This is a genomic window from Vibrio sp. Vb1166, assembly GCF_033338695.1.
Lineage (GTDB): Bacteria > Pseudomonadota > Gammaproteobacteria > Enterobacterales > Vibrionaceae > Vibrio > Vibrio alginolyticus.
Genome location: NZ_JAWOTE010000001.1, coordinates 123,827 through 149,901, shown reverse-complemented (window position 1 = coordinate 149,901; position 26,075 = coordinate 123,827). Strand labels below are relative to the sequence as shown.

The 26,075-nt window shown below is 44.8% G+C and carries 7 protein-coding genes; 5 read left to right on the top strand and 2 right to left on the bottom strand.

The features are described 5' to 3' along the window. Positions 1-101 precede the first annotated feature (101 nt). Both R7E51_RS00540 and R7E51_RS00535 read left to right on the top strand, forming a co-directional pair. On the top strand, positions 102-9,734 hold the full coding sequence (locus tag R7E51_RS00540) for an Ig-like domain-containing protein (RefSeq protein ID WP_206957488.1): 9,633 nt from the start codon (positions 102-104) through the stop codon (positions 9,732-9,734). A gap of 233 nt (positions 9,735-9,967) precedes the next feature. Further along, on the top strand, positions 9,968-10,141 hold the full coding sequence (locus R7E51_RS00535) for a hypothetical protein (protein ID WP_017821908.1): 174 nt from the start codon (positions 9,968-9,970) through the stop codon (positions 10,139-10,141). A 102-nt stretch (positions 10,142-10,243) separates the two neighbouring features. On the opposite strand, the gene pdxR is transcribed toward R7E51_RS00535, so the two are convergent. Then, complete coding sequence (gene pdxR / locus R7E51_RS00530; RefSeq protein ID WP_017821907.1) at positions 10,244-11,647, bottom strand: MocR-like pyridoxine biosynthesis transcription factor PdxR; 1,404 nt, start codon at positions 11,645-11,647, stop codon at positions 10,244-10,246. A 360-nt stretch (positions 11,648-12,007) separates the two neighbouring features. Between pdxR and ampC the strand changes: the two genes are divergently transcribed. Both ampC and R7E51_RS00520 read left to right on the top strand, forming a co-directional pair. Further along, the gene (gene ampC, locus R7E51_RS00525; protein WP_206957490.1) at positions 12,008-13,159 is read left to right on the top strand and encodes a class C beta-lactamase; all 1,152 of its coding nucleotides are present in this window, start codon (positions 12,008-12,010) and stop codon (positions 13,157-13,159) included. A 94-nt stretch (positions 13,160-13,253) separates the two neighbouring features. Beyond that, positions 13,254-13,892 carry a CatB-related O-acetyltransferase gene (locus R7E51_RS00520; protein ID WP_005373432.1) on the top strand — a complete coding sequence of 213 codons (639 nt, stop codon included), beginning with the start codon at positions 13,254-13,256 and terminating at the stop codon, positions 13,890-13,892. Positions 13,893-14,231: 339 nt separating this feature from the next. Here R7E51_RS00520 and R7E51_RS00515 read toward each other — a convergent pair whose 3' ends face one another. Then, positions 14,232-15,206: a peptidoglycan DD-metalloendopeptidase family protein gene (locus tag R7E51_RS00515; RefSeq protein ID WP_021707562.1), complete on the bottom strand. Its 975-nt coding sequence runs from the start codon at positions 15,204-15,206 to the stop codon at positions 14,232-14,234. A 253-nt stretch (positions 15,207-15,459) separates the two neighbouring features. Here R7E51_RS00515 and R7E51_RS00510 point away from each other — a divergent pair, with 253 nt between their 5' ends. Next, complete coding sequence (locus tag R7E51_RS00510; RefSeq protein WP_318127884.1) at positions 15,460-26,001, top strand: tandem large repeat; 10,542 nt, start codon at positions 15,460-15,462, stop codon at positions 25,999-26,001. Positions 26,002-26,075 lie beyond the last annotated feature (74 nt).

Below are 26,075 nucleotides of genomic sequence, written 5' to 3'. Positions count from 1 at the left end.
CTGAATCTTTAGCTAATCCTTTCCTATAAAAAAATTAAATATTTAAGTTGATTATGATAACCCGGCCATGTTGATAAGGCCGTCATCTTCAGGAGAGGAAAATGAGATTACATCGTCAGGTTGCGATCGCAATTACAACAGCATGGGTGTTCTCAGCGTTTTTTTCCGGTGGAGCCTGGGCTGCACAGCAAACGATTAACTACTCTAATGGTTCAGGTTCCAATTTTAGTGAGGTGGAGACCGGCGTCACAGGGGGTATGCCCTCAGTCACTCTTACCAATGCAGGTACTGTATCTATGGTATTAGATGCGGGCACTAGCTCGGATGGCACTCCGTTTACTGGCCTAAATGACCTCGGATTTGTAGCTGGTGTTCTTTACTCAAATACCATGATTAATGAGTTCAACAATCGTGGCTTCCGCTTTTTTGAGAAATCAAGTACTAACTTCAGTTTCGACGAAATTACCTATATGCAGGGGTCGGCCCGAGACTCAGATAAAACGTATCAACTTGTGTTAACTGGCTTCTCTAATGATATTCAAACAGTGACCGAAACTGTCACCTTGCCAAAAGGTGGTGAAGCAAACTCAGGGTTACAGGACTTGTTTACCCTGACCCGTGGTACAGATTTTAATGATTCGGCATGGCAGGACGTTGATACAGTGACTATGGCGTTTACCCGAAGTCCGGGTGCTGACTCTCGTTATCTTATCAGAAGTATCAAGATTGATGACGCTGCGGTTTCAGACTCTACCGCGCCTACTTTTGTCAGTGCGAGCTCAACTCCCACTGATGATGCAACCAATGTTTCTGTTAGCAACAACATCGAGATTGCCTTCGATGAAAATATTGAGCTGAAGAGCGGCAATATTACCATTCGTAATGTTACCGACAGTCGCGACTTTGAAGTATTTAATGTTGCCACCGAAAGCGATGGCACAACAACATCACCAGGCGCTGGTCGCATCAGTGTTACCAACAATAAAGTTTACTTAAACCCAACCAGTGATCTGGCAGGGAACCGGACCTACGCCATTCATATTGAATCCAGTGCCGTGGCTGACAGCGCAAATAATAGCTTCGCTGGGATCAGCGATGATGCCACATTTAACTTTACTACGGTCGATACCACGCCAAATGCGCCATCTACACCCGATTTAGATGCTAGTTCGGATACCGGATCATTAAATACTGATAATATTACCAGTGACACTACTCCAACGTTTAGTGGGATTTCCGAGAGTGGATCGATCGTTACTTTATACAGTGATCAAGTCGGTGGAGGTGCAACGGTTATTGGCACAGGCACTGCTACTGGAGGAAACTGGCAGATAACAACCAATGAGTTGGCGTCTGGTATTACACATGCAATAAGTGCTAAAGCGTCTGATAGCGATGATAATGTTAGCTCGGCATCCAACGCGTTAAGTGTCACCATTGATACAATAGCACCATCCGCAGTGAGCATTACTACGCCGATTGAGGCTGACAGTATCGTCAACGCTGCAGAAGACAACGATGTGTTGATCGCTGGCTCCGGCGCGGAAGCAGGCAACAGCGTGACCGTGACTATCACAGACAATAACAGCTCTGTCAGTCGTACGGTGACGGCCGACAACTCAGGCAACTGGACGCTGAGCGGCAGCGAGCTGGATGTCAGTGGCCTGAACAATGGCACCCTGACGGTGTCTGCAACCCAAGCAGATATAGCAGGTAATATCTCCATCGCAGCTAGCCAGAGTGTTACCCTAGACAATGCAGCCCCATCAGCAGTGACCATCACCACGCCGATTGAAACCGATGGTATTGTCAATGCGGCAGAAGACAACGACGTACTGATTGCTGGCTCCGGCGCGGAAGTAGGCAACAGCGTGACCGTGACTATCACGGACAATAACAGTTCTGTCAGTCGTACGGTGACGGCCGATAACTCAGGCAACTGGACGTTGAGCGGCAGTGAGCTTGATGTAAGTGCGTTTAACAACGGCACCCTGACTGTGTCTGCAACCCAAGCAGATATAGCAGGTAATACTTCTACCGCAGCCACCCAGAGTATTACTCTGGACAATGCAGACCCATCTGCTGTAATCATCAATACGCCGATTGAAACTGATGGGGTCGTCAATGCGGCAGAAGACAACGACGTACTGATCGCTGGCTTCAGTGCGGAAGCAGGCAATAGCGTGACCGTGACTATCACGGACAATAACAGCTCTGTCAGCCGTACGGTGACGGCCGACAACTCAGGCAGCTGGACGTTGAGCGGCAGTGAGCTTGATGTCAGTGGCCTGAACAACGGCACACTCATAGTTGCTGTGACGCAATCGGATACGGCGGGTAATACCTCCAGAGTGACCACCCAGAGCATTACCTTAGATAACGCCGCACCATCAGCTGTGACCATCACTACACCGATTGAAACCGATGGTATTGTTAATGCAGTGGAAGATAACGATGTGTTGATTGCTGGCTCCGGCGCGGAAGCAGGCAACAGCGTGACCGTGACTATCACGGATAACAACAGCTCTGTCAGTCGTACGGTGACGACCGACAACTCAGGCAACTGGACGTTGAGCGGCAGCGAGCTGGATATCAGTGGCTTGAGCAATGGCACCCTGACTGTGTCTGCAACCCAAGCTGATATAGCAGGTAATATCTCCACCGTAGCCACCCAGAGCGTAACCCTAGATAACGCAGCGCCATCCGCTGTTACCATTTCCACGCCGATTGCAATCGACGGTATCGTCAATGCGGCAGAAGACAATGATGTGCTGATTGCTGGCTCCGGCGCGGAGGCTGGCAATAGTGTGACCGTGACCATCACGGACAATAACAACTCAGTCAGTCGTACGGTGACGGCCGGCAATACCGGGGCTTGGACGACTATTGGCAGTGAGTTTGATGTAAGTGCGTTTAACAACGGCACCCTGACGGTCGCGGCGAGCCAGAGCGATGCGGCGGGCAACACCTCCAGTATAGATAGCACAACAATTACGTTAGATAACGTGAGGCCAACTGTTTCTTTGAGCAGCTCAGACCTTGATTTGATCTCTGGCGAAACGGCGAGTATCACGTTCACCTTAAGTGAGTCCTCAAGTGACTTTACTGAGTCAGATGTCACCGTCACTGGCGGCAGTTTGTCTAACTTTGCGGGCAGCGGTGACAATTACACGGCCACCTTTACGCCGGATAGAGACAGTACAAGTACAGCGACGATTAACGTGGCGGCAGATTTCTTTACCGATGCTGCCGGGAATAGCAACACTGCTGCGTCTCAACTGTCTATAACCGTTGATAGTTTAGTGCCGAGTGTGACTATCTCCAGTGATAAATTGGCGCTGAAAGCGGACGAAACGGCGACCATTACCTTTACCTTAAGTGAAGCGTCGAGCGATTTTACCGAGGCGGATATCACGGTTAGTGGCGGTACTTTGTCTGGTTTTGCTGGCAGTGGTAGCAGCTACACTGCGACCTTTACACCAACGGAAGAGAGTGCGACGAGCGGTACTATTGAAGTTGCCACAGGCACATTTACCGATGCCTCTGGTAACACCAATAGTGCAGCTACACCACTTTCCATCAGCGTCGATACTGTGCTTCCAACCGTTAGTATCACTAGCTCCAGCGCTGCGTTGAAAGCGGGTGAAACGGCAACACTCACGTTTACCTTGAGTGAAGCCGCAACTGATTTTTCCGAAGCCGATGTGACCGTGGCTGGAGGAACTCTTTCTAACTTTGCGGGCAGTAGCGCCAGTTACACGGCTACCTTTACACCTGCAGAAGAAAGCACTGAGGATGCAACTATTGATGTTGCAGCCGAGAAATTTAGCGACGCAGCTGGCAACCTCAATACAGCAGCGACTCAGTTGTTGATCTCAGTGGATACGGGGATCCCGACTGGACATAGCATCAGCATTGATCAGGAGAGCATTAACAAAACCAACGAACAGGCGATGAGCTTTACCTTCGCAGCAGCTGAAGTGAACGCGATGTTCACTTATAGCGTGACCGACGGTACCACGACCATTGACGGCGCTAGTCAAACAATTTCTTCGGAGACCATGCAAGTAACGGGCATTGACGTCACTATTTTGCAAGAGGGGACGTTGACAGTAAGCGTGGTGGTAACCGATGCCGCAGGCAACGCATCTGATGCAGTGACGGATACTGTGACCAAACGCTACGATGTCGCGCCAACGGTAGTTGATGATAGCTTCTCGACTGAGGAAGATACGGCGAAACAATTTAGTCTGTTAGCCAACGATTCCGATGTTAATGATGACATGGTCGCTTCTTCTACAACGATTAAAACGCAACCAATTAAAGGTCAGGTGTCGATCAGCAACGGCGTTGTTACCTATACGCCAAATAATAATGAGACAGGCACAGATAGCTTTACCTATACCGTGAAAGATGCCCTGCTGCAGGAGTCGCAAGAGGCGACAGTGACCGTCACTATCATGGCTATAAATGATGCGCCAGTCGCTAAAGCGCTGACCATCAACACCGACGAAGATACCGCAAGCGCAGCAGTCAGCGCGCGTAGTCAAGCGGAGGATGTTGAAGATGGCATCCCAACGGGTGATTTATCGTTAGTTAGTTTGCCTCAAAAAGGACAAGTAGCCATTGATCAAACTGCAGGCACTTTTGTATATACGCCGAATCCGAATGAAAATGGTAGCGATAGCTTTACTTACACGATCGCAGACAGTGAAGGCGGCGTTTCTCTTGCGGCCACGGTCAGCGTCAATATCGGTTCCGTCAATGACTCACCAGTAGCGGAGGAAGACAGTTTTACTTTTGATGAAGATATCACATCGACACTCGATATTTTAAGTAACGACAGTGATATTGAAGATGGGTCATTCACCCCGAGTAGTATTACCCTGCAAGATCTTGGTCAAGGAGAGGGGGTATACAGTTTTGCCACGGTCAGTGTCAATGTCGATGGGACCTTAAAGATTGTGCCAACAGCGAACGTTAATGGTCAACATAGCTTTACCTACATGCTAACCGATAGTGGTCAAGCAGTCTCAGTGCCTGCAACCGTCACGCTCAATATTACGCCAGTGAATGATGCCCCCGTTGCTGTTGATAACAGTGCACAACTACTAGAGGGAGGCTCCTTCGAGGTCAATGTATTAGGCAATGATAGTGATGCCGATGTTGGAGACAGTTTTGAACTCACTAGTGTCACAGTCGTCGATACGCCAGCACATGGCAGTGTGAACGTGACGGCGTCAGGAGCGATTGTTTACAACCCCAATGAGAACTACTTCGGTGAAGATAGCTTCACCTATACGGTGGCAGACTTAGCAGGTGCTGTATCTAACGCCGCAACAGTGACCATGACAGTAACACCAGTCAACGACGCACCAATGGCGCAAGCACAGTCACAAACGCTTGATGAAGACAATAGTTTGGTGATCACGCTGGTTGGTTCAGATATTGATAACGATGATGACACTCTGCAGTATCTTATCACTGAGCAAGTCAGTCATGGCGTGCTAGAGCAGTTGACCAATAATAGTTGGCGCTATACACCAGAAGCGGACTTCAATGGCTCCGACTTCTTCTTGTTCAAGGTCAACGACGGTGATCTCGACTCGACAGAGGTTCGTGTCGATTTGACGGTTAATGCAGTCAACGATACACCAACCGCGACCGATATCAGTGCTACGGGAGAGGAAGAAATACCGCTGACCATTACTTTAAATGGTAACGATGCAGAAGGCTCATCTTTGAGCTATCAAATTGTAAAATCGCCAGTCAACGGTAATGTTACCGTCACAGGCAATCACGCGGTTTATACGGGTAACAGTAACTTCTTTGGTCAGGACAGTTTCACTTACAGCGTAAGTGACGGAGAACTTACCTCTGGAGTGGCGTTAGTGACCATCACGGTGAATAACGTTAATGACGCGCCAGTGATTACGGGTACCCCATCGGCGCAAGTTGATGAAGATAGTGTGTATCAGTTTGTGCCCGCGGCATTGGACAATGACCCAGCGGATACTCTGACCTACTTGATAGCTAACAAGCCACCTTGGGCTACATTTGACAAGACAACAGGAGCGCTTTCTGGCACGCCAAGTAACCGTTATGTGGGGACTTATCCAGGTATCGTGATTAGCGTATCCGATGGCTCTATTTCTTCCTCATTGTCAGCTTTTTCGATTACTGTGAATAACGTTAACGATGCACCCGTTATCTCTGGTTCACCAGCAACACAAGTGAATGAAGACAGCACCTATCTGTTCACGCCACAAGTGTCAGATGTTGACAGCCAAGCCTTCACCTTCAGTATCGTGAACAAGCCATCTTGGGCTAGCTTTGATGCATCAACAGGCACGCTTAGTGGTACACCAGATAATGGTGATGTTGGCAAATATCAGGGCATTGTTATCTCGGTTTCTGATGGTCTCACGACCACAATGCTCAATAGATTCAGTATTGTGGTTAACAATGTCAATGACGCGCCAGTGATCAGTGGCACTCCTGCTCTTACCGTCAACGAAGGCAGTACGTACCGCTTTGCGCTGCAGGCATCGGATGTTGATAGTAGTAGCTTGAGCTTTTCAATCCGCAATAAACCATCATGGGCAACCTTTGATAGAGCAACTGGGTTGCTAAGTGGTACGCCGGAAAATGAGCATGTTGGCAGCACCAATAATATTGTTATTAGTGTCTCAGACGGTGAGCTAAGCACATCTTTAGCAGCGTTTAGCATCACGGTAATCAACGTTAATGATGAGCCAGTGGCGGTTAATGATACCTATGTCTTTACCGAGAGTAACGATGGTAGCTACTTATTGGATGTACTCAGCAACGACAGCGATGTTGATCTAGATACATTACAACTGGAATGGGTTAAACCTACATCTGGAACGGCAACGATTGTGGGCAGTCAAATCCAATTGGTAACGACCTCAATTGGTACAGTGGCAGTGCAATACAGTGTGAAAGATGGTAACGGTGGAAAGGCCACCGCGAAAGCAATCGTGACAATTAAAAGTGCGAAATTGGACGCACCAACAATAGCCGCACCTTCAGATATCGAAGTGAACGCAACTTCGCTCTTTACTAAAGTTGCATTAGGCTCTGCTGTGGCACGAGATAGTACAGGCAAGCTATTACCTGTTTCATTGGTCGACAGCACGACCTTTTTCCGACCTGGAACTAATACGGTCTATTGGCGCACTCAAGACTCTGATGGAAACGTCGCTGAAGCTAGTCAAACGGTAACAGTGTATCCACTGATAAGTATCTCCAAAGATGCGCAAACCACGGAAGGCACCAATCATAGCGTATCGATACACCTTAACGGTCCTTCGCCGAGCTACCCAGTAATCATACCTTATACGGTTTCAGGAAGCACGGACAGTGATGACCACACGCTCACCTCTGGTGAAGTGGTGATACCTAGTGGTACCGAAGGCAAACTTTCGTTCGAACTACTTAATGATGGACAAAATGAGGGCGTTGAAACCTTAGTGATTGATCTGGACAGCACCCTTAATCTAGGTAGTAAGCGTCGTTACACCTTGACAATCTTTGAAGAGAATGTGGCTCCGAAGGTCACGGTAAGTGTATCTCAGGCGGGGGAGCAGCGGAGCCAAATTGAAAATGGTGTTGAACCGGTCACAATCACGAGCAGTGTTAGTGATGCCAATATGTCCGATATACACAGTTTCAGATGGAGTAGTGATAGCGATGTACTTAACCAAGCGATTGCGGGGCAGATGTACAGCGAAACATTGACTTTCTCTCCGCAATTACTGAGTTCAGCGATTTACAATTTGCAATTGACAGTTACTGACAATGGCACTCCACCATTATCAGTGACACGGAATGTCTATTTAGAAGTGGTACAAACATTGGCGGAGCTCGGGAGTGAAGACAGTGATGGCGACTTAATCCCGGATGATCAAGAAGGTCATAATGATAGTGATGGTGATGGTATCCCTGATTATCTTGATGCAATTTCTGACTGTAACGTAATTCAACAGGTTGTGTCAGAAAAAGATCGCTTCCTCATTGAGGGGCAGCCAGGTGTCTGTTTACGCAAAGGAATAACCATTCTGACTAACGCAACAGGAGGAGCTTTATTGCTGGATGAGGAGCTTCCTAAAGATATCAACATGAAGAGCATAGGGGGAATCTTTGATTTTGTAGTAACTAATTTGCCGCTGCCCGGCCAAAGCTATCAATTAGTTTTGCCTCAGCGTTTACCTGTTCCAGCAAATGCAGTGTACCGAAAGTATAACGCTGAACAGGGGTGGATAGACTTTATTGAGGATGCTCAAAACACGGTTTCTTCTAGTGCTGGCGAGGCTGGTTATTGTCCGCCACCAGGGCACAGTTCATGGTCACAGGGTCTGACTGAAGGTGACTGGTGTGTACAACTTACCATTGAAGACGGTGGTCCGAACGATGATGACGGATTGGCTAATGGCAGTGTCGTTGACCCTGGCGTCGTTGCCGCTCGTGTAAGCAATAATACACTCCCTCAAGCGATTGACGACAATGCGTTTGTTAGTCTCAATGGTACGGTGACGATCGATGTATTGAGCAATGATGCTGATGCTGATGGTGATGGGCTGAAGGTAAGTCGCGCTTCTGTAGATATTGGTAGTGTTAGTGTGGTTGATAACAAACTAAGTTATGTCACTCAACCACAGTACTACGGGGAGGCTTTGATCACTTATAGCGTAACGGATGGTAATGGTGGAACGGGATCGGCGAAGGTGACGGTAAATGTGGTAAACAGTCAGAATCCGAATGCGGTGGACGATAATATTACCACCGATGATCGTACCCCTGTCACGGTTTATGTCCTTGCTAACGATACCGATCCGGATAACGACACATTGAAGTTGGTTTCAGTCCAAGCGCAGTATGGGCAGGCGGTCATGAATGCAGATCAGAGCGTGACCTATACCCCTACCTCAGGGTTTGAAGGCAATGATGTGTTGACATATATCATTCAGGATAGCCAAGGCCTGCAAGACGCGGGGAAAGTTATAGTGACCGTTAAGTTGGTAAGAGATGTAAAGGTTGAAAATACTTCAGCAGGATCATTGGGTGGCATGGTGTTGATGCTTTTGATTTTGTTAGGAGCTATGCAACGTTATGGAAGAAACAGTGCTCTAGCACTAATTGCTGTGTTTAGTTTTAGTAGTCAAGCGGGCTGGTATGTTGATGTTCAAATGGGGTCAAGCCATGCAGATGAGCGTGATGCTGTTAAAGGTGATAACGTAATCTCTACTGACAACACCGGGTTCTATCGCTCTGTCGGGTTGGGATATACTTTTTCTGATCAATGGTCTGGAACTATTCGTTATATTGATATGGGTGAAGGTAGTGCTACATTGCGTAGTGCTACTACTTCACCAGAAGACTATCACGCCAATGTCGCATCTATAGCCCCACTCCTTGTTAAGGGCATGGGCTTCGACATCGGTTATAAGTTCTGGCAATACAATTCATGGTCCGCAAAACTGAGTTTGGGGGGCTTGTTCTGGGATACCGATATTGAAAGTACGTATCAAGGCAGCAAGATAACGACGGAAGTGGATGGTTTTGATGGATATATTGGTGCAGAAGTTGGCTACAACCTCTCAGATAATTGGGAGATCGGTGTCCAAGGCGCTCGTTATTTTTTACATGAAAATGATGTTGATATAATTGCGCTACAACTTCGTTATTTTTTTGAGCCGTTAGCAGCGTATTAACTTATGGTTTGGTATTTTTCGATAATTTATATCCCAATTGCTCATGAAGCGGTATGGTAAATCACTGGAGATTAATGTCGTGATTGTGCTCTTTATTATGTAGGTCAATAGTCTATAACAAATCCTTAATTACCTTGAAGTCTTTTCTTCTTTAACATCTAGCGAAAGATAGTGTTTTGATAGAGTGTTAAGCAGAACTTACTGTTCGATATTAGAAAAATAAGGTTCATTGAATGCTCGATGTGAACTTAAAAGAAGATGATTTACGCAATAGGGTTGCTGGTAGTGCTGCAAATGTCAGCGTGATACGTCGCTTTACTTTGAACCTAGTACGTTTACAGTCGAAGAAATATAGTGTTGGGGCTGAAGCCAAACCAAGCGTGTCAGAGCGACACAGTTCGTATTGAACCCTTATTGGGTTGAAAAGCGTTCCACGCTGGCTGTCGCCCTGATGCTGATAACTGCGACGATAAATTGATACCGAGCAAAACGATAATTTTATATCTGTTTTAATCCAATATTGATTGAATAATATCAAATGCTTTTTCTATTTTTTGGGTAGGAATAATGCCAAATCCAAATAAGAGGGCATTAGAATGATTGTTGATAGAAAAATGCGATGATGGGTAAACCGCTACATTTGATGAAGCAAATTTATTCATCATTTGTGTCGCGCATCCCGATACTTCAGCTGCTATATGCAATCCACCTTGGCTTGGAATACGTTGTAAGCAATCTATGTTGTCAATTAATTGAGTTAGCTTATTATACCTTTCGCTGTAGATTTTATTCATATTGAGTAAATGGTGAGAGAAATGACCGTCACGCATGAATTCGTCAAGTAGGATTTGAGACACTACAGATGTACTTCTTCCCAAGTGCCATAACATATTTGAAATTGGCTCTATTAAAGACTTTGGCGGAATCATATAGCCAATGCGTATGCCGGGAAATAGTATTTTAGAGAAACTGCCTATCATAACGACGCAGTCATTTTTGTCTTGTGACTTGAGAGCTTTCTTACTGGTATTGAGATAGTGATATTCCGAATCATAATCATCTTCGATAATGATTGCGTTATTAACTTCTGCCCATCTCAGCAGTTCTAACTTCCTGTCAGCTGAGTAGCTAAAGCCTAAAGGGAACTGATGACTAGGCGTTGTATAAATAATTTTGGCATTAGAAGCGATTGATTCAACGACAACACCTTGGTCGTCCATCGGCACGGAGCCTATTTGCGCGCCAAGTAATCGAGCTTGATTTCGAAAAACAGGATATCCTGGATCTTCCGTCGACACGAGATCCCCGGGAGAGAGTAATGTAAGGAGAGTCGTCATTATTGCCTGCTGGCACCCTTGAGTAATGATGATGTCTTCAGGGTCACAGATTACGCCTCTCGAGTGTCTCACATACTCGCAGATAGACTCTCGTAAACAAGCTAACCCTTGTAAATCACCGCCATGTGCAAACTCTGGAGTTAATGCATTGAGCCTACTCAGTCTTGAGTGTCGCCAAATATGCTTTGCTATTCTCTGATGATCAGGAACGCCTAAAGTGAAGTCATAGTCTAGATTCTTTGGTGCGATGATCTCTGGCTTCTTCGATGCGTTAGTGCCAAACACCCCTAGTTGGTAGTGTTTTATTGGTCTCTTATCTTGATTCACCGTTTGTTCTAGAGCATTACTTACGTACGTGCCAGATCCTGCCTTTTTTACTATCCACCCCTCGAACTGAAGTCGCTCATACACCGAAATGACAGTGTTTCTTGCTATGCCTAACTTTTTCGACAGCATGCGGGTTGACGGTAATCTCTCATTTGATCGTAATCTGCCTTCTAATATCCCTTGGTATATCTCGGAGTAAAGTTGTTGGCTGGTGACTTTTCCAGTTTCGAAGTGTAGTGAAAATGGCATCGTTTTCTCTGTAGACGTTGAAAAGTGGTTCTAAAGCGTTGTGAGGATGTGGATCTGTATATACCAAGTATATCTACCTAGTATACCGTTATCGTGATATGGAGAAAGCGTAATTGAGTACACTATTTCCCCATTTTGGAAACGGATGTTACTTACATTCGTATCTAACCGGCCTACCTATCAACGGTGATCAGGTTTAGACCTGTTTATATCGCACTAAAAATTTGAAGACACAGTGTTATTCATCGAGGGTTAACGATTGGAGTTCTTCAAGTCAGGATTACTTTTATATAAAAAGTTAAAAGCCTTGGAATAAACTAGAAATTAATTATAAGTTAAAATTAAAAAATTGAGGGTTCAATGAAGTTAAACAATGCCTTGCTGGCCATTTTATCGCTCACTTCTTTCGTCACGTTTGCGAAAACGGAGTTAACGGTTAGCAGTCAATTAAAGAGCGTAGTTGATGAATGCGCTAAAGGATTAATCAACGAATACGACATTCCGGGGTTGGCTGTTGCAGTAACGATTGATGGTAAACGTTATTTTTATAATTACGGTTTGGCTGACGTAAGTAAGGGGAGTTTAGTCACCAACGACACAATTTTTGAACTCGGCTCTATCAGTAAAACTTTTGCTGCTACTTTGACTGGGTACGCCCAAGAAAAAGGTAAGCTAAACATGGATGACAAGGTCAAAGATTATATTCCAGAATTAGAGAATAGTGCTCTGGGTAATACCAAGCTAGTTAATGTCGCCACCTACACTGCAGGTGGTCTACCATTGCAATTCCCTAGCGAAGTAACGAACGACGCTGAAATGATGCAGTACTACAAAACGTGGAAACCGGAGTACGAAGCCGGTACTAAGAGGAAGTACTCAAACTCTAGTATTGGTCTATTTGGCTACATCGGTGCCTTGAGTATGAAGTCAGACTATACGGAAATGATGGAAACCGTCATCCTGCCTGAGCTCGGTATGACCAATACCTTTGTCGATGTACCAAAGGATAAGCTTAATAACTATGCTTTTGGTTATAGTTCTGAGGGAAACCCCGTTAGAGTTAATCCAGGTATTCTTGATGCGCAAGCCTATGGTATTAAATCAACGAGCTCAGATATGCTTCAATATATCGAAGCAAATATGGGGCAAGCGCAACTGAATAATGATATGGAGAATGCGCTAGAGCAAACTCACATTAAGTATTTTAATACCGATACATTTACGCAAGCAGTAGGGTGGGAAGGTTATGATTATCCCGTCTCACTTTCACAATTATTGAAAGGTAACTCCAGCGACGTAATTCTCAACGCTAAACCGGTTCAAGCAAGTGAATCCGGTACTCTCGGTCGAGACATTTGGTATAACAAAACGGGCTCAACAGGTGGCTTTGGGGCATATGTCGCGTATGTACCCTCTGAAAAAATAGGCATAGTGATTCTGGCGAATAAAAACTACCCTAATGCAGAAAGAGTAGAGGCTGCTTACCATATTATTAGCTCAGTGGTGAAGTAAATTTTAGTGGTAATAGGCACTACGTAATTATTAGAGCTTATTTAGATACATACTATCTACAGTGTTTTATTAGATAGTATTTATAGGAGTATTCATGAAAACTAAGCATTGGTCTAAGGTGACTTTGCTACATGAAGTTGTTACGAACCCAAATATAACGATTAAAGGTAAACATAGTTATTACAGTGATTGTTGGGACGCCGGTTTTGAAGAGTCTGTTGTAAGATATCTACAAGGCGATGAGTTCAGCCGAGATTGGGAACCAAAATGGAAGATTGATAAGTTACATATAGGTGACTTTGTCTGTATTGCAGCGGAAGTTGTCATTGTTATGGGGGGAAACAGTACACATAGAGCTGATTGGTTCTCCTTGTACCCATTTATGGACTTTATTGAAGAAGCGTACGTCGGGAAAGGAGATACTCATATTGGCGATGGCGCCTGGCTCGGTATGCGATCCATGATAATGCCGGGTGTGACTATCGGAGAAGGAGCAATCGTTGCGGCAAACAGTGTGGTGACGAAAGATGTTGAGCCTTACAGCATGGTTGCGGGGTCACCAGCTAAGCATGTCAAATATCGCTTTTCTCGAGAGACGATAGACGAACTGCTTGCTCTTAGGATATATGATTGGCCTGATAAGAAAATCGACAGCCTGAAGAGATTTTTATGTTCAGACGATTTAGAAGGGCTGAGAAAGGCAAGCGCTGAATATGATAGAAACCACTCATAATCGTGACAGCGTCACTGTTTAGAAAGTAAGAAAGAGGTATTGTTGGGCCTCTTTGTATTAGATATCTAGCCAATACAATGAGTAATCATTTTATTCTTTTATTGATCTTTTACGTGAACATGATAGGGCGCGTACCATTTGCGTTCAAGAACAAGAGGACAACGTGTTTGGTTAAGGGGAAACCGATGGGATATCGGGAAATTATAATCATTAAGAGCCGCATGTAGCGGCTCTTTTTGATCCTGAAATTGGTTAGTGGCGACAGACTACGAAGCGCTCAGAAGGTTACGAGGACTCGCTTCAGATAAATGAAGAAAGAGCGAATCGAAGTGGCTGTTGTTACCTATTTGACTGCTCATACCGTTGCCATTCCGCTGTTAACTCTGCTTTTTCTTTTCTCGCTGCAATCAGCATTTCTATATTTACGTCAGTGTTTGGGTGCCTTTGAATGTATCGCTCGTAATCAACCGGAACACCATTGATGTGCAGTTCAAGATGTAAATGCGGCCCTGTTGTTCTTCCTGTGTTACCCGTTTTCCCTATCACTTGTCCTCGGCTGATCTTCTCTCCAACATGGACGTTGCGCTGAGATAAGTGTAGGTAGCGTGATACAGAGCCATTTGTGTGGCGGATATTAATGTAGTTGCCTGCAAAACGGTTGTAGCGGGACTTTAAAACGATGCCATCAGCAATACTACGAATCGGTGTACCTACAGGTGTGGCATAATCAGTGCCTAAGTGCGGAGTCGTTATATTGGTCACTGGATGTGTTCGCTTTAAGTCATAGTCAGAGCTCACTCTGTAGTTTTTATCAAAGGGTGAAGAAAACATGAACTGATTATTTATCGACACACCATGCTCATCAAATACGTTACCGTGACCATCATTGATAATAAATAAATCAGTTTTACTGCCTAAATAGTAAAAAGAACTAATGTAAGTTTCATTTTTACTATTTAATTTAGTTCTTAAGATAAAGTTATCACCTCTTTTAATAGAGTCAATAATATTAAACTTGCTTTTGATAAGTGCTAATAGCAAGTTGATCTCTTTTTGACTCACTCCTGATTTTAATAATGAAGCGACAAAAGAGTATTCAACAACACCGGTAGTGATTTTTTGCCTACGAGTCTTCTTTTTAATTGATGGCTGCACATTCTCACTTTCGAATTCTAAAGGCTTGATGGTAGGTAGCCTATCCACAGGAGTGAGGAAGTAGTGAGAAAGCGATACGCTAATCAATATGATTAACGCAGTAGTGATAAGGGCTACGGTAGGAGCTTGCACACTCCTTTTTATTATTAAAATAGTCATTAGTTTTGTTGGTTTATCAATACTGACAGTTGTGCGTAGAGTATAATATTTTAAATAAAAACTAGCATTAAAGCATGAGTAATTCCTCTGTTTTAACTAAGTTAATAATTATAGGATGTAAAAATAATTTTAATAATTCAGTCAAAGTGACGGTTGGCTTGGTGTTTATGCCTATTTTGTTGGTGTTAATGTCACGTTGAGAAAATATTTTTCAATAATATAATCTCGGGAAAATATATTTTGCCAAATTACTATGTTCGCTAAAAATACGCTGAAATTAACATTAGGTCTTACGCTTACATCTCTTTTATTGAGTGCATGTGGTGGTGGTGATGGAGGAGACAACACACCTCCAGCTAGAAGCAAAGGAAGCATTTCCGGTATGGTGTTTGACGCCCCAGTCAATGGCGCCAAGATTGAGGTTTTCGAGTTCAAAAATGGAAACTTAGGTCGGAAGTTGGCTAACACGACGTCTGATGCCTTCGGAAACTATCTGCTAGAGTTTGAATCGTCGTCAATGCCTCTTTTTGTTGTTGCAAAAGAGGGGAGTTATACCGATCCGTTTACAAATGAAACGGTATCTGTGAGCAATGCGAAGACACTTAAATTTGAAGGTGTTGTGAACTTTAAAGAGGGGAGTGAGCAAAAGTTAATGCTTACTCCGCTGTCGAACTTGGCAGCAGGCTTGGCAAAGTACAAAATTTCTCAGGGGGCCACAGATGAAAGTGCCTTTTCAACCGCTTTGGGTAGTATCAATAGCATGTATGGTTTTGACGTAAATGAGACCAAACCTATTGATATAACCAAAGGTGGGCAAAGCAGTTTTGCTAGTGCTGGGCATCAATACGGCGCTTTATTAACTGCATACTCGTCTTACTCTTACGATCTTATAAAAAAATACGGCAACAGCGATAACGTCTACACTTCAATGCATTTCGCTGACATCCAATATCGGGATGTTATTGCAGATGGTGTTCTTGATGGTCTTGAAGTGAGCCAGACTTCAGGAGCAGTGACTCCCCTCAGCTTTGGACAGAAAAAGATAAACAGCGACGTTTACACACGTGACTTATCTCAGCACGTTTTGATCGTGGTAAACGACCCAAGTATCAATATTTCTGGTACTGATGCTGCCGACTATGTCGACTTTAGTAAGAAGCTTAATGACTTAGGTACATATGGCAGTACAGATGGCGTCATTCCACCGCGAGATGGGACGGAGATTGATACCACAGCGCCTATCGTGACACGCATTGACCGTGATGTACTTGCAGGCACCGATAAAGTTGACCTAAAAATTGTTGATGATATCGGTGTAGAAGACGTATCCGCCTTTATTCAGTATCAGATTAATGGCTCGTGGTCTGGTGAATTTCAATGTAACGACATACAAGATTTTGGAAGCACATTCTGTTCGGTTGAATTTGATGATTTTGAAGTTGGCCTTCGAGAGACCAACGTTAAAGTTAACATTAATACCAAAGAGATCGATAGTGTAGATATGAACCCTGCCACAGGGCTCTCAAACGTAACAGCAGCACGGTTAGTCTTGTATACAGCGGATGTACTGGGTAATGAGTTAATTCCAGGCAGCCATTCGGGTCTTCATATCAACTTTAAATGGGATAACGATGCGCCTGTTATCGATATTACATCGGCGAGTGCAATTAATAACCAACTTAAAGAATACGTTCTGAAAGGAGTTGTAAAAGAAAGCTCGCAAGAGATTAGTTCGGTCAGTATTTCATTTAAAGATGGCTTACATGAGGGCGTCACATGTTCTCCTGTCACTGTAGAGTCTGGAAATGCTTGTGAGTTTAGTAAGGCTTACCCAACTGATGAATTCCTATCTACGACGGTCTTTGAGGTTCGAGCGAAGGATAGCAAAGGCAATACGGGCTCTGCGCAGCATGCAGTAAGTCGTGACGATCAAGCGCCAGCACAGACGATAACCTATCCTGAAGGTACGTCAATGACGTACGTAAATGTGGGTTTAGATGGTGAACGAACCACTTACGATGGTATCTACTCTCAAGATACGTACACCCCAGACAATGTTCAAGCAAGCCGCGATTTCCTGAAGATTGACTATGCGTACGCAAGTTTAGGGATTCAGAACTCATTAAAAGGGATAGATTTTAGTAACTTCAACGCTAATTTATTGAAAGAGAATAAAATCCCTTATGTTCGTGTGAAAGTATCAGACGTAAATACCGATACGGTTTTAGGCTCCAACGCTAATAAGCTAAAGCTCGTCGTCAAGTACTACGTAAGCCAAAACAACGATAACAACTACTCACTTCAGCAAGTTATTGACACAACCGCATCAGATAACGATTACATCGCAAAAATTCCGCACGAAACGCTGTTAGATAGCAATGGGCGAGTAGAGGATGTCATCTATTACATTCCTTTTGTAAGAGATATTTTGGGTGACAGCTTTAAATCGGTATCAGAAAACAGTAGTCAAAAGTTAGTCATTCAAACCGTCGATGAGTCTGATAACGAAAGCACTCCAAGAGAAGTATATTTTAGAAGTAGCTTTGACCTACCAACCATAAAAGTGGTGACACCATTTATTGGTGCGCGAGCTCAACTTGAAGGGTTGAGCCCAAGTGGTGAATTCACTTCACTTGCAAGTTGTACCACTATCCAGCAACTGGAAAGTGACCAGTCTATGGCTCTTGACGTAGCGAGCTGTGAAACCACAACTGACGTAGTGAATTATGATTTCATGCGTGTTCGTTTAATTGGTATCGAAGGTAGTGAGCCATACTATTACCAATGGAAAAGAGATCCAGGGACCAAGAAAGTAACGGTTGACTTAAACAAGGCCAATATTGGTGTGTATTTTAAGCTCAACGGTTCTCAAACTTACTATATTACTGAACTATCGACATATCAGACTGGTTTGTTTGATTTCCAGTGGGATCAAGTGACAGCGGGAGAGAAAACTTCAGAACGTGCGATTCAAATTCTTGATGAGGTGCGCTACGCGTTATCAGGTACGAATAACAACTCATTCTTTGGGTTTGACCCAACGGTTGTGTCTTATGCAACCAATGAAATGCTTACGACTAAAGCGATTCCAGACAAGCCATCAAATGACTATCTACACCGATTCCTTGTTGAAGCAATTGATAGTATTGCCGAGAGAATGCCAAGAAATAACTCATTAGATTTTGCATCTGCTATTTACGATGATTTTAGCTACGATGGAAAAGCAAATGGTATAGGGGCCGGAGGAAGTCAAGTTACGCTCGATTCTTACACGTTTGGCGCTGAAACTTACCGAAAAGATCTGGCGCAATCCTATTATGAAATCATGGCGAGCAAATACGGTATTGAGACCAATATCGCGCAGCTCTATGCTGATGATATTTCGATGGCTAATCCTGACTTAAATGGTAAGAACATTTTTGATACAGAGGGTAGCAGTATCGATACCTTGCCTCCGCAGCCAAAATTAACCATTGAAAGCGGTAGAGAGACGATGGTTGGTAATAGGCTTTATATCGCTGGCGAGGTTGTTTCTAAAATTGTCCTAGACGATCCTTCTGGTATTGTAGGAACCGACGCTTACGGTCCGAAGTTTAGCACGATGTGGTATCAAGCCAATGAGCCAAATATTGAAATACCACTGGACATCAACATCGTAGAAAACTCAGGCAACAGCAATGCTTATCGAAAAGAGTACTTCTTCACCCTTAACTCCCAGTCTAGTGAACTAAAAGACATTATAGAGTTTGCCGTGGAGACCAGTGCTATGGACCCACATGGCAATGCGTATGGTTATAATGGTAAATCTCCGTTTATAGAATCGGTGTTTATTGATAACGATTTCCCTAAGGCCAGTTACCTTCCACCCAATGATGTCGATGGTAAACCTGTAGAAAACGGTATTTATTTAAATGCGAACAATACTCATGAATTAACCTTCAAGGTTGAGGATATTGTTGGTGATAAGCTTGCCTCGAGGGGCCTTGTTTTCTACCAGCAAACCGGTGAAAAAGTAACATACACACCAGAAAACTTTGCAAGTAACTCGAAAGACGCGTTTAAAGTCAAACTATGTACGGGAGAGATTTGTTCAAATCAAGGCTCTACGATTTATCCTGGTGATGGAGATTGGTTAGTTGTTGCCGCAGCAGAGGACAACTTAGGTAACTCCGTTTCAGAGTTAACTAGCACCGCTCCGAGATTCAATATTCGTATCGACTCTGAAGCTCCTATTGTAAAAAGTGAGCAGGTTCAAAGCCGTTTAGGTGGTAATAACCAATGGACACCTGTCATTGATTGGGGGACGTTAAGCTCTGGCAATAACGTAAAAATAGATTTGCGCCGCGGATCTGGTCAGGCTCTGACATTAGAAAGCTGTGACCCTCTAACAGAGGAGTGTGACGTACCATACCTAGTTGGTGAACAGCCTGACGTCAAAGTCCAACTGGTTTCAAAAGCATTTGATTACGATGAATGGAATGAGTTTTACGTCACTGCGACGGACAACGCTTACCCTGCCAATGTTAGTACAACAGGGAAATTTACCTTCCAAGTCGATAACAAAGGCCCTGAAATCATCCTAAACACGCCTTGGGTTGAAGACACATTGTCTAAAGAGAACTATGTCATAGGGCGTGAGTTCAATGTGCGATTTAAATCCGTAATAGACGATTCAGACCTTGAGCAAGTCTCGCTGTATCAAAGTGGTAAAGATTCGCCAATTAAGACAATTGTGCCAACGGATTCATCTAAAGAGTTTGTCATGTCTCTTATCAAGAGTGACACAGATAAAATAGACATTTCTGAAGATGAAAAAACAACGTCATTGTATGTAAAAGCAACCGATATATATGGTTTTGAGTCTAGTTCTAACACGCACAAGGTTATTCTTGATCGTGATGGGCCAACATTAGGATTAAGTGGTTTCAATGCGAATGACTACTACTTAGGTAACTATGTCTTTGACCTAACGGCGCTAGACCTAAATGCTAACGGTGATGTTTCAATTAATGGCGTAAATAGAGAAAGCCTAGAGTATTGGACGTTTAGCGATCTGGAACCATTACCTGGCTCTCCTGGTACAAAAATCAATGAGGATCTCAAAGTGAGCCTTGGTGATTTAGGTACGGGTACACACAAGATTCGTTTAAAAGGGTCTGATGTTCGTGGCAACACAACCTTAACCAGTGATGAGCAAGATTTTACCGTCAAAGTGTACAACTCAATCCCGCAGGTGACGCTGGCGATGAGTTACACGGATGGAACGCCAATTACAAACAACACCATCTATCAAGATGGGAATATCGTACTTACGCTTGATATTGTTGATGATAGTGGCGTTGATCGAATTGACTCAACGTATAGATTCTCTGGAGAGCAAAACGGGACTAACTTTACGTTCTCAGAAACCGCAGATGGCACTTGGACTGCAACGTTGCTTTCTACACAAATTGCCAAAGATGGTAATTATGAACTTGATATCAAAGTTTATAACAAAGTTCGTTACCTTGATGAAAAAGACCGAAAGGTTGGAAAAGTAAACCAAACCTTTAGCGTACAGCGTGAAGGCGTGGTTCTAACAGTTGAAAGCCCGCTGGACTTCCAAAATTACTTATCTGATGGTGTTCTTGATGTCACCTTTACTACAATGAGTGCGGTCAAAGCCAAAACGTTAGAGTGTTGGGTTCGTGAAGAATACAACTCTCTAGATGCGCCACCAACTAATGAGCAACCAACTTCTGGTGTTATCAACGTATCGCAAGAACCTTACAGTTGTAGTGTCAATGTTGGGCAAAACATGACCAAAGCACCTGTCACTTTGATCACTAAAACCTTGGGTACAAATGGGCGTGAAACGATCAACAAGTTCAATTTCTCGATGGTGGATATTGATGCACCGACAGTCGTGGATGGTAACTCATACAGTTTTAAAGGAAGTGATGTTTGGTTTGATGAAGCTTTGAAGAAGAAGATGCTCACATTTGAGCTCTCTTTTAATGATGCTTTATCAGGCGTGAATACCGAAAGTTCAGATGAATATCCAAAGTTGGTTCGTAATCTTGGCAACAAAGCTTATACACCAACGACTTGTGCCAAAGGTGTTGGAAATATCAAGTGTACGTATTCTGAATCCTATGCCGATATTATTGATGGCCTGAGTACAACTCAAGAATACAAAATCAAGAACTTATCTGATTTAGCAGGAAACTTGACGCCAGAGCACGATCTACTGCTTGAATTACCTAAAGGTTCGGTAGTCGTTGAAATTACTGATCCGGTTGGAAACACAACCATTAATGGTCAGCAGCTTGTCGCCAAGTTCAGAATTAAGCTGTATGAAAACTCTAGACTAGACAATGTGATGGCCAGATTTGGAACGGAATCCTACAACTATAAAGATAATCCGGAGAAGTTTGCACAATTAGAGGTGTGTGCAGATGATCCAACCTACAAGTGTTCAACATTTACAAGTGAACTTCCTAGCGATGCGGATGGAAAAACGATCAGGACAACGATTACTGCAACGGATGTGTGGTCGAGAGTCGGTGAAGCGACCGTTGATATTAAAGTTGACAACACACCTCCAAGTGTTGGCGATGAGATTATCGTAACTGAATCGCCAACAAATCCAGATAATGTTCGTTTTCGTTTCGACATAACGGACACTGGTAGCAGCCTGGCAAAAGTAAACTATTCGGTTTTAAACCCAAGCTATCAAGAAGAAAGAGTAGAGGATGGGAACGGTTCATCTACGTACTTTGAACTACCGAAATCTCAGTTAGAGGGGCGTGGTTCAATCACGGTTGATATCAAAGCGACAGATAGCGTCGGACTGTATTCTGATATCAGAAAAGTCATTGATATTAGTGTTCCTAAAGTCACAGTTGATTTCGATGGAATTACGAGTTTGCAGGGTGGGAAACTGTTTTTAACCAAGGCAAGCCAGCCGTTTACGGTATCTACGGTGGAAGGAGAAAGAGTGAAAGCTTCACAATATTCTGTGGAGCTTATTCCAAGCCTCGGTGATTCCTTGCGTTACTCAGGTGATGTTATCTCATCTAGTGGTAATGGAATGATGAACTTTGCCGTCGATAACCAAGGGGCATATACCCTTAAGGTGACGGTGACGGACTCAGTTGGAAGAGAGAATACAAGCTTTGAATTACTAGGCAAAAGTTATGATGGAAAGGTTATCGAATCTATTGTTGATTATGACGCTCCAAGTATTTCGGGCTTAAGTGCTAATCAAACCTCTAAGGTGCCGACAAACGATAAGTATCAACTAGAAATTAGTGCATACATTACAGATAAAAATTTAAATCTCGTCACGTCAAAAGCGGTGAGTGGTGGTAGCACAGTGGCTCCTCAAGCGATTACTGAGCCGACAACTGAAGCGGGGCCTTATGTTATAAGCTATTTGTTACCGAAAGGCGATCATACGATCACGGTGGCAGCAACAGACAAGGTGGATAACAAGAGTGAAAGTTCTATTGATGCGCATGTGGAAGCGGCAACCGTTCCCGGGCTAAGTATCTCTACCGCCTCAAGCGCCCCTCTTTTTGGAGGTGAAGAGATTACACTTACGTTTAACTTTACAGAAGAAGTTACGAACTTTGATATCTCAGATGTCCATCTTGTCGCTAGTGATAACGGCGCAACAGGAACGTTAAAGCAAGATACGTGGTCCACTTCAGACAACGTTACGTGGACGGTTAATTACATCAGTCCAGAAAAGCAAGATAAAAACATAACAATACAGGTAGAGGACGATAGCTACCAAAGTACCAACACCATTCCTGGAAAAGGAAGCAGCTTAAGTACCGCGGTTGAAGGAACCTTACCAAAACTGACCAATGTGACATTTAACCCTGAGCATCAGAGCGTGGGGCAAAGCGTGAGTGTCTCGCTTCAGTTTGATAAAGAGATCCAAGAGGCGACCGCTACGCTTGGCGGCAATCGCATTAGTTCTCTGTCAGCAACGGCAGATAAAAAGGTCTGGGTTGGTGATGTACAAGTTCCGAGCACCGCGCTGTTAAGTGTCGACTTGGTTGTTAGTCAATTTAAAGATTTGACTGGCAACATAGGTGAGGATAACACCGCTCACGAATTACCGATCACGCCAACCTTAGCCATCACGCCAGTGGGCAATGTGGATGAAACGCATGCCGCCACGCTACAATTCGAAGGCACGTCGACACGTTTTGACGGTCAGTCCCTGCGTCTTGAAGTAAAAGCCCAAGGCAGCGCGACGGTATTGAAAAGCAGCAGTGCGACGGTACAAGCCGGTGGCAATTGGACCAGTGACGCGATTGATATGAGTCACCAAACCAACGGCACTTATACCGTGATTGTGACAGGGACGAACTCTGCGGGCATTGAAGTGAGTGAAAGCCAGAGCTTTACACTGGCGCAGTCTCTGCCAACGCTGACTAACGTGACGTTTACGCCTGAGCACCAAGCCATCGGCCAAAGCGTGACGGTGACGCTGGAATTCGATAAAGATCTGCAATCCGCCGCAGCGGAGTTAGGTGGCACGACGATCACCTCGTTAGTGGCAACCGCGGACCCAAGTGTTTGGACTGGTGATGTAGTGGTACCAGACTCGTCAGAGCTGAATGTGGCGTTACTAGTTCGTGACTACCAAGACTTATCAGGGAATACCGGTAGCCAGAACACGGCTTACTCCATGCCGATCACGCCGACCTTAGCTATTACGCCAGTGGGCAATGTGGATGAAACGCATGCCGCCACACTACAATTCGAAGGCACGTCGACACGTTTTGACGGTCAGTCCCTGCGTCTTGAAGTGAAAGCCCAAGGCAGCGCGACGGTATTGAAAAGCAGCAGTGCAACGGTACAAGCCGGTGGCACTTGGACCAGTGACGCGATTGATATGAGTCACCAAACCAATGGCACTTACATCGTGATGGTGACGGGGACGAACTCTGCGGGCATTGAAGTGAGTGAAAGCCAGAGCTTTACACTGGCGCAGTCTCTGCCAACGCTGACTAACGTGACGTTTACGCCTGAGCACCAAGCCATCGGCCAAAGCGTGACGGTGACGCTGGAATTCGATAAAGATCTGCAATCCGCCGCAGCAGAGTTAGGTGGTACGACGATCACTTCATTAGTGGCAACCGCGGACCCAAGTGTTTGGACTGGTGATGTGGTGGTACCAAGCACGTCAGAGCTGAATGTGGCGTTGCTTGTTCGTGACTACCAAGACTTCTCAGGGAATACCGGTAGCCAGAACACGGCTTACTCCATGCCGATCACACCAACCTTAGCTATTACGCCAGTGGGTAATGTGGATGAAGCGCATGCCGCCACGCTACAATTTGAAGGTACGTCGACACGTTTTGATGGTCAGTCCCTGCGTCTTGAAGTGAAAGCCCAAGGCGGCGCGACGGTATTGAAAAGCAGCAGCGCAACGGTACAAGCCGGTGGCACTTGGACCAGTGACGCAATGGATATGAGTCACCAAACCAATGGCACTTACATCGTGATGGTGACGGGGACGAACTCAGCGGGCATTGAAGTGAGTGAAAGCCAGAGCTTTACACTCGCGCAGTCTCTGCCAACGCTGACTAACGCGACGTTTACGCCTGAGCACCAAGCCATCGGCCAAAGCGTGACGGTAACGCTGGAATTCGATAAAGATCTGCAATCCGCCGCAGCAGAGTTAGGTGGTACGACGATCACTTCATTAGTGGCAACCGCGGACCCAAGTGTTTGGACTGGTGATGTGGTGGTACCAAGCACGTCAGAGCTGAATGTGGCGTTGCTTGTTCGTGACTACCAAGACTTATCAGGAAATACCGGTGGCCAGAGCACGGCTTACTCCATGCCGATCACGCCGACCTTAGCCATCACGCCAGTGGGCAATGTGGATGAAACGCATGCCGCCACGCTACAATTCGAAGGCACGTCGACACGTTTTGACGGTCAGTCCCTGCGTCTTGAAGTAAAAGCTCAAGGCAGCGTGACGGTACTAAAAAGCGGCAGTGCAACGGTACAAGCCGGTGGCACTTGGACCAGTGACGCGATGGATATGAGTCACCAAACCAATGGCACTTATACTGTGATGGTGACGGGGACGAACTCAGCGGGCATTGAAGTAAGTGAAAGTCAGAGCTTTACACTGGCGCAGTCTCTGCCAACGCTGACTAACGTGACGTTTACGCCTGAGCACCAAGCCATCGGCCAAAGCGTGACGGTAACGCTGGAATTCGATAAAGCATTGCAAGGTGCTGTGGCGGAGTTAGGTGGTACCACGATCACTTCATTAGTGGCAACCGCGGACCCAAGTGTTTGGACTGGTGATGTGGTGGTACCAAGCACGTCGGAGCTCAATGTGGGGTTGGTTGTTCGTGACTACCAAGACTTATCAGGGAATACCGGTAGTCAGGACACGGCTTACTCCATGCCAATTACACCGACAATACACCTAGACGTTATCAACGATGTTACTGGAGTGGAAAGCATGACAGTAAGTGGTAGCAGTGAACGGTTTGAAGATGGTGAGTTCATAGATATTAAAGCAGTCGACGCTGATGGTACAGAAGCCACAGGAATGGCTACCGTGCTTTCAGACTCATGGACAACTGATTTAGATCTTTCAGGACTGAAGGAGGGGGTAGTGACGATTTATGTAAATGGTACCAACAAGCTTTCCGCCTCTGCCGAAGAGGCTCTAGCAACATTTAACTATGATCGTTTCGCAAGTACAGCCTCCTTAGGTGCTGTTTACAACCGATATTTTAGTGATAACAAAACTTTAAAAAATGCGGCATAAATAAAGCGAGCGTTTAGCTCGCTTTATTTCTTTGGGACTTTTTGTGATATTTATCAAAATAATTGCCTTTATTG

What these genes read in the sequence shown, in the direction of transcription:
- R7E51_RS00540 (WP_206957488.1), top strand. Translation starts at nt 102, where the DNA reads ATGAGATTACATCGTCAGGTTGCGATCGCAATTACAACAGCATGGGTG.
- R7E51_RS00535 (WP_017821908.1), top strand. Translation starts at nt 9,968, where the DNA reads ATGCTCGATGTGAACTTAAAAGAAGATGATTTACGCAATAGGGTTGCT.
- pdxR (WP_017821907.1), bottom strand. Translation starts at nt 11,647, where the DNA reads ATGCCATTTTCACTACACTTCGAAACTGGAAAAGTCACCAGCCAACAA.
- ampC (WP_206957490.1), top strand. Translation starts at nt 12,008, where the DNA reads ATGAAGTTAAACAATGCCTTGCTGGCCATTTTATCGCTCACTTCTTTC.
- R7E51_RS00520 (WP_005373432.1), top strand. Translation starts at nt 13,254, where the DNA reads ATGAAAACTAAGCATTGGTCTAAGGTGACTTTGCTACATGAAGTTGTT.
- R7E51_RS00515 (WP_021707562.1), bottom strand. Translation starts at nt 15,206, where the DNA reads ATGACTATTTTAATAATAAAAAGGAGTGTGCAAGCTCCTACCGTAGCC.
- R7E51_RS00510 (WP_318127884.1), top strand. Translation starts at nt 15,460, where the DNA reads ATGTTCGCTAAAAATACGCTGAAATTAACATTAGGTCTTACGCTTACA.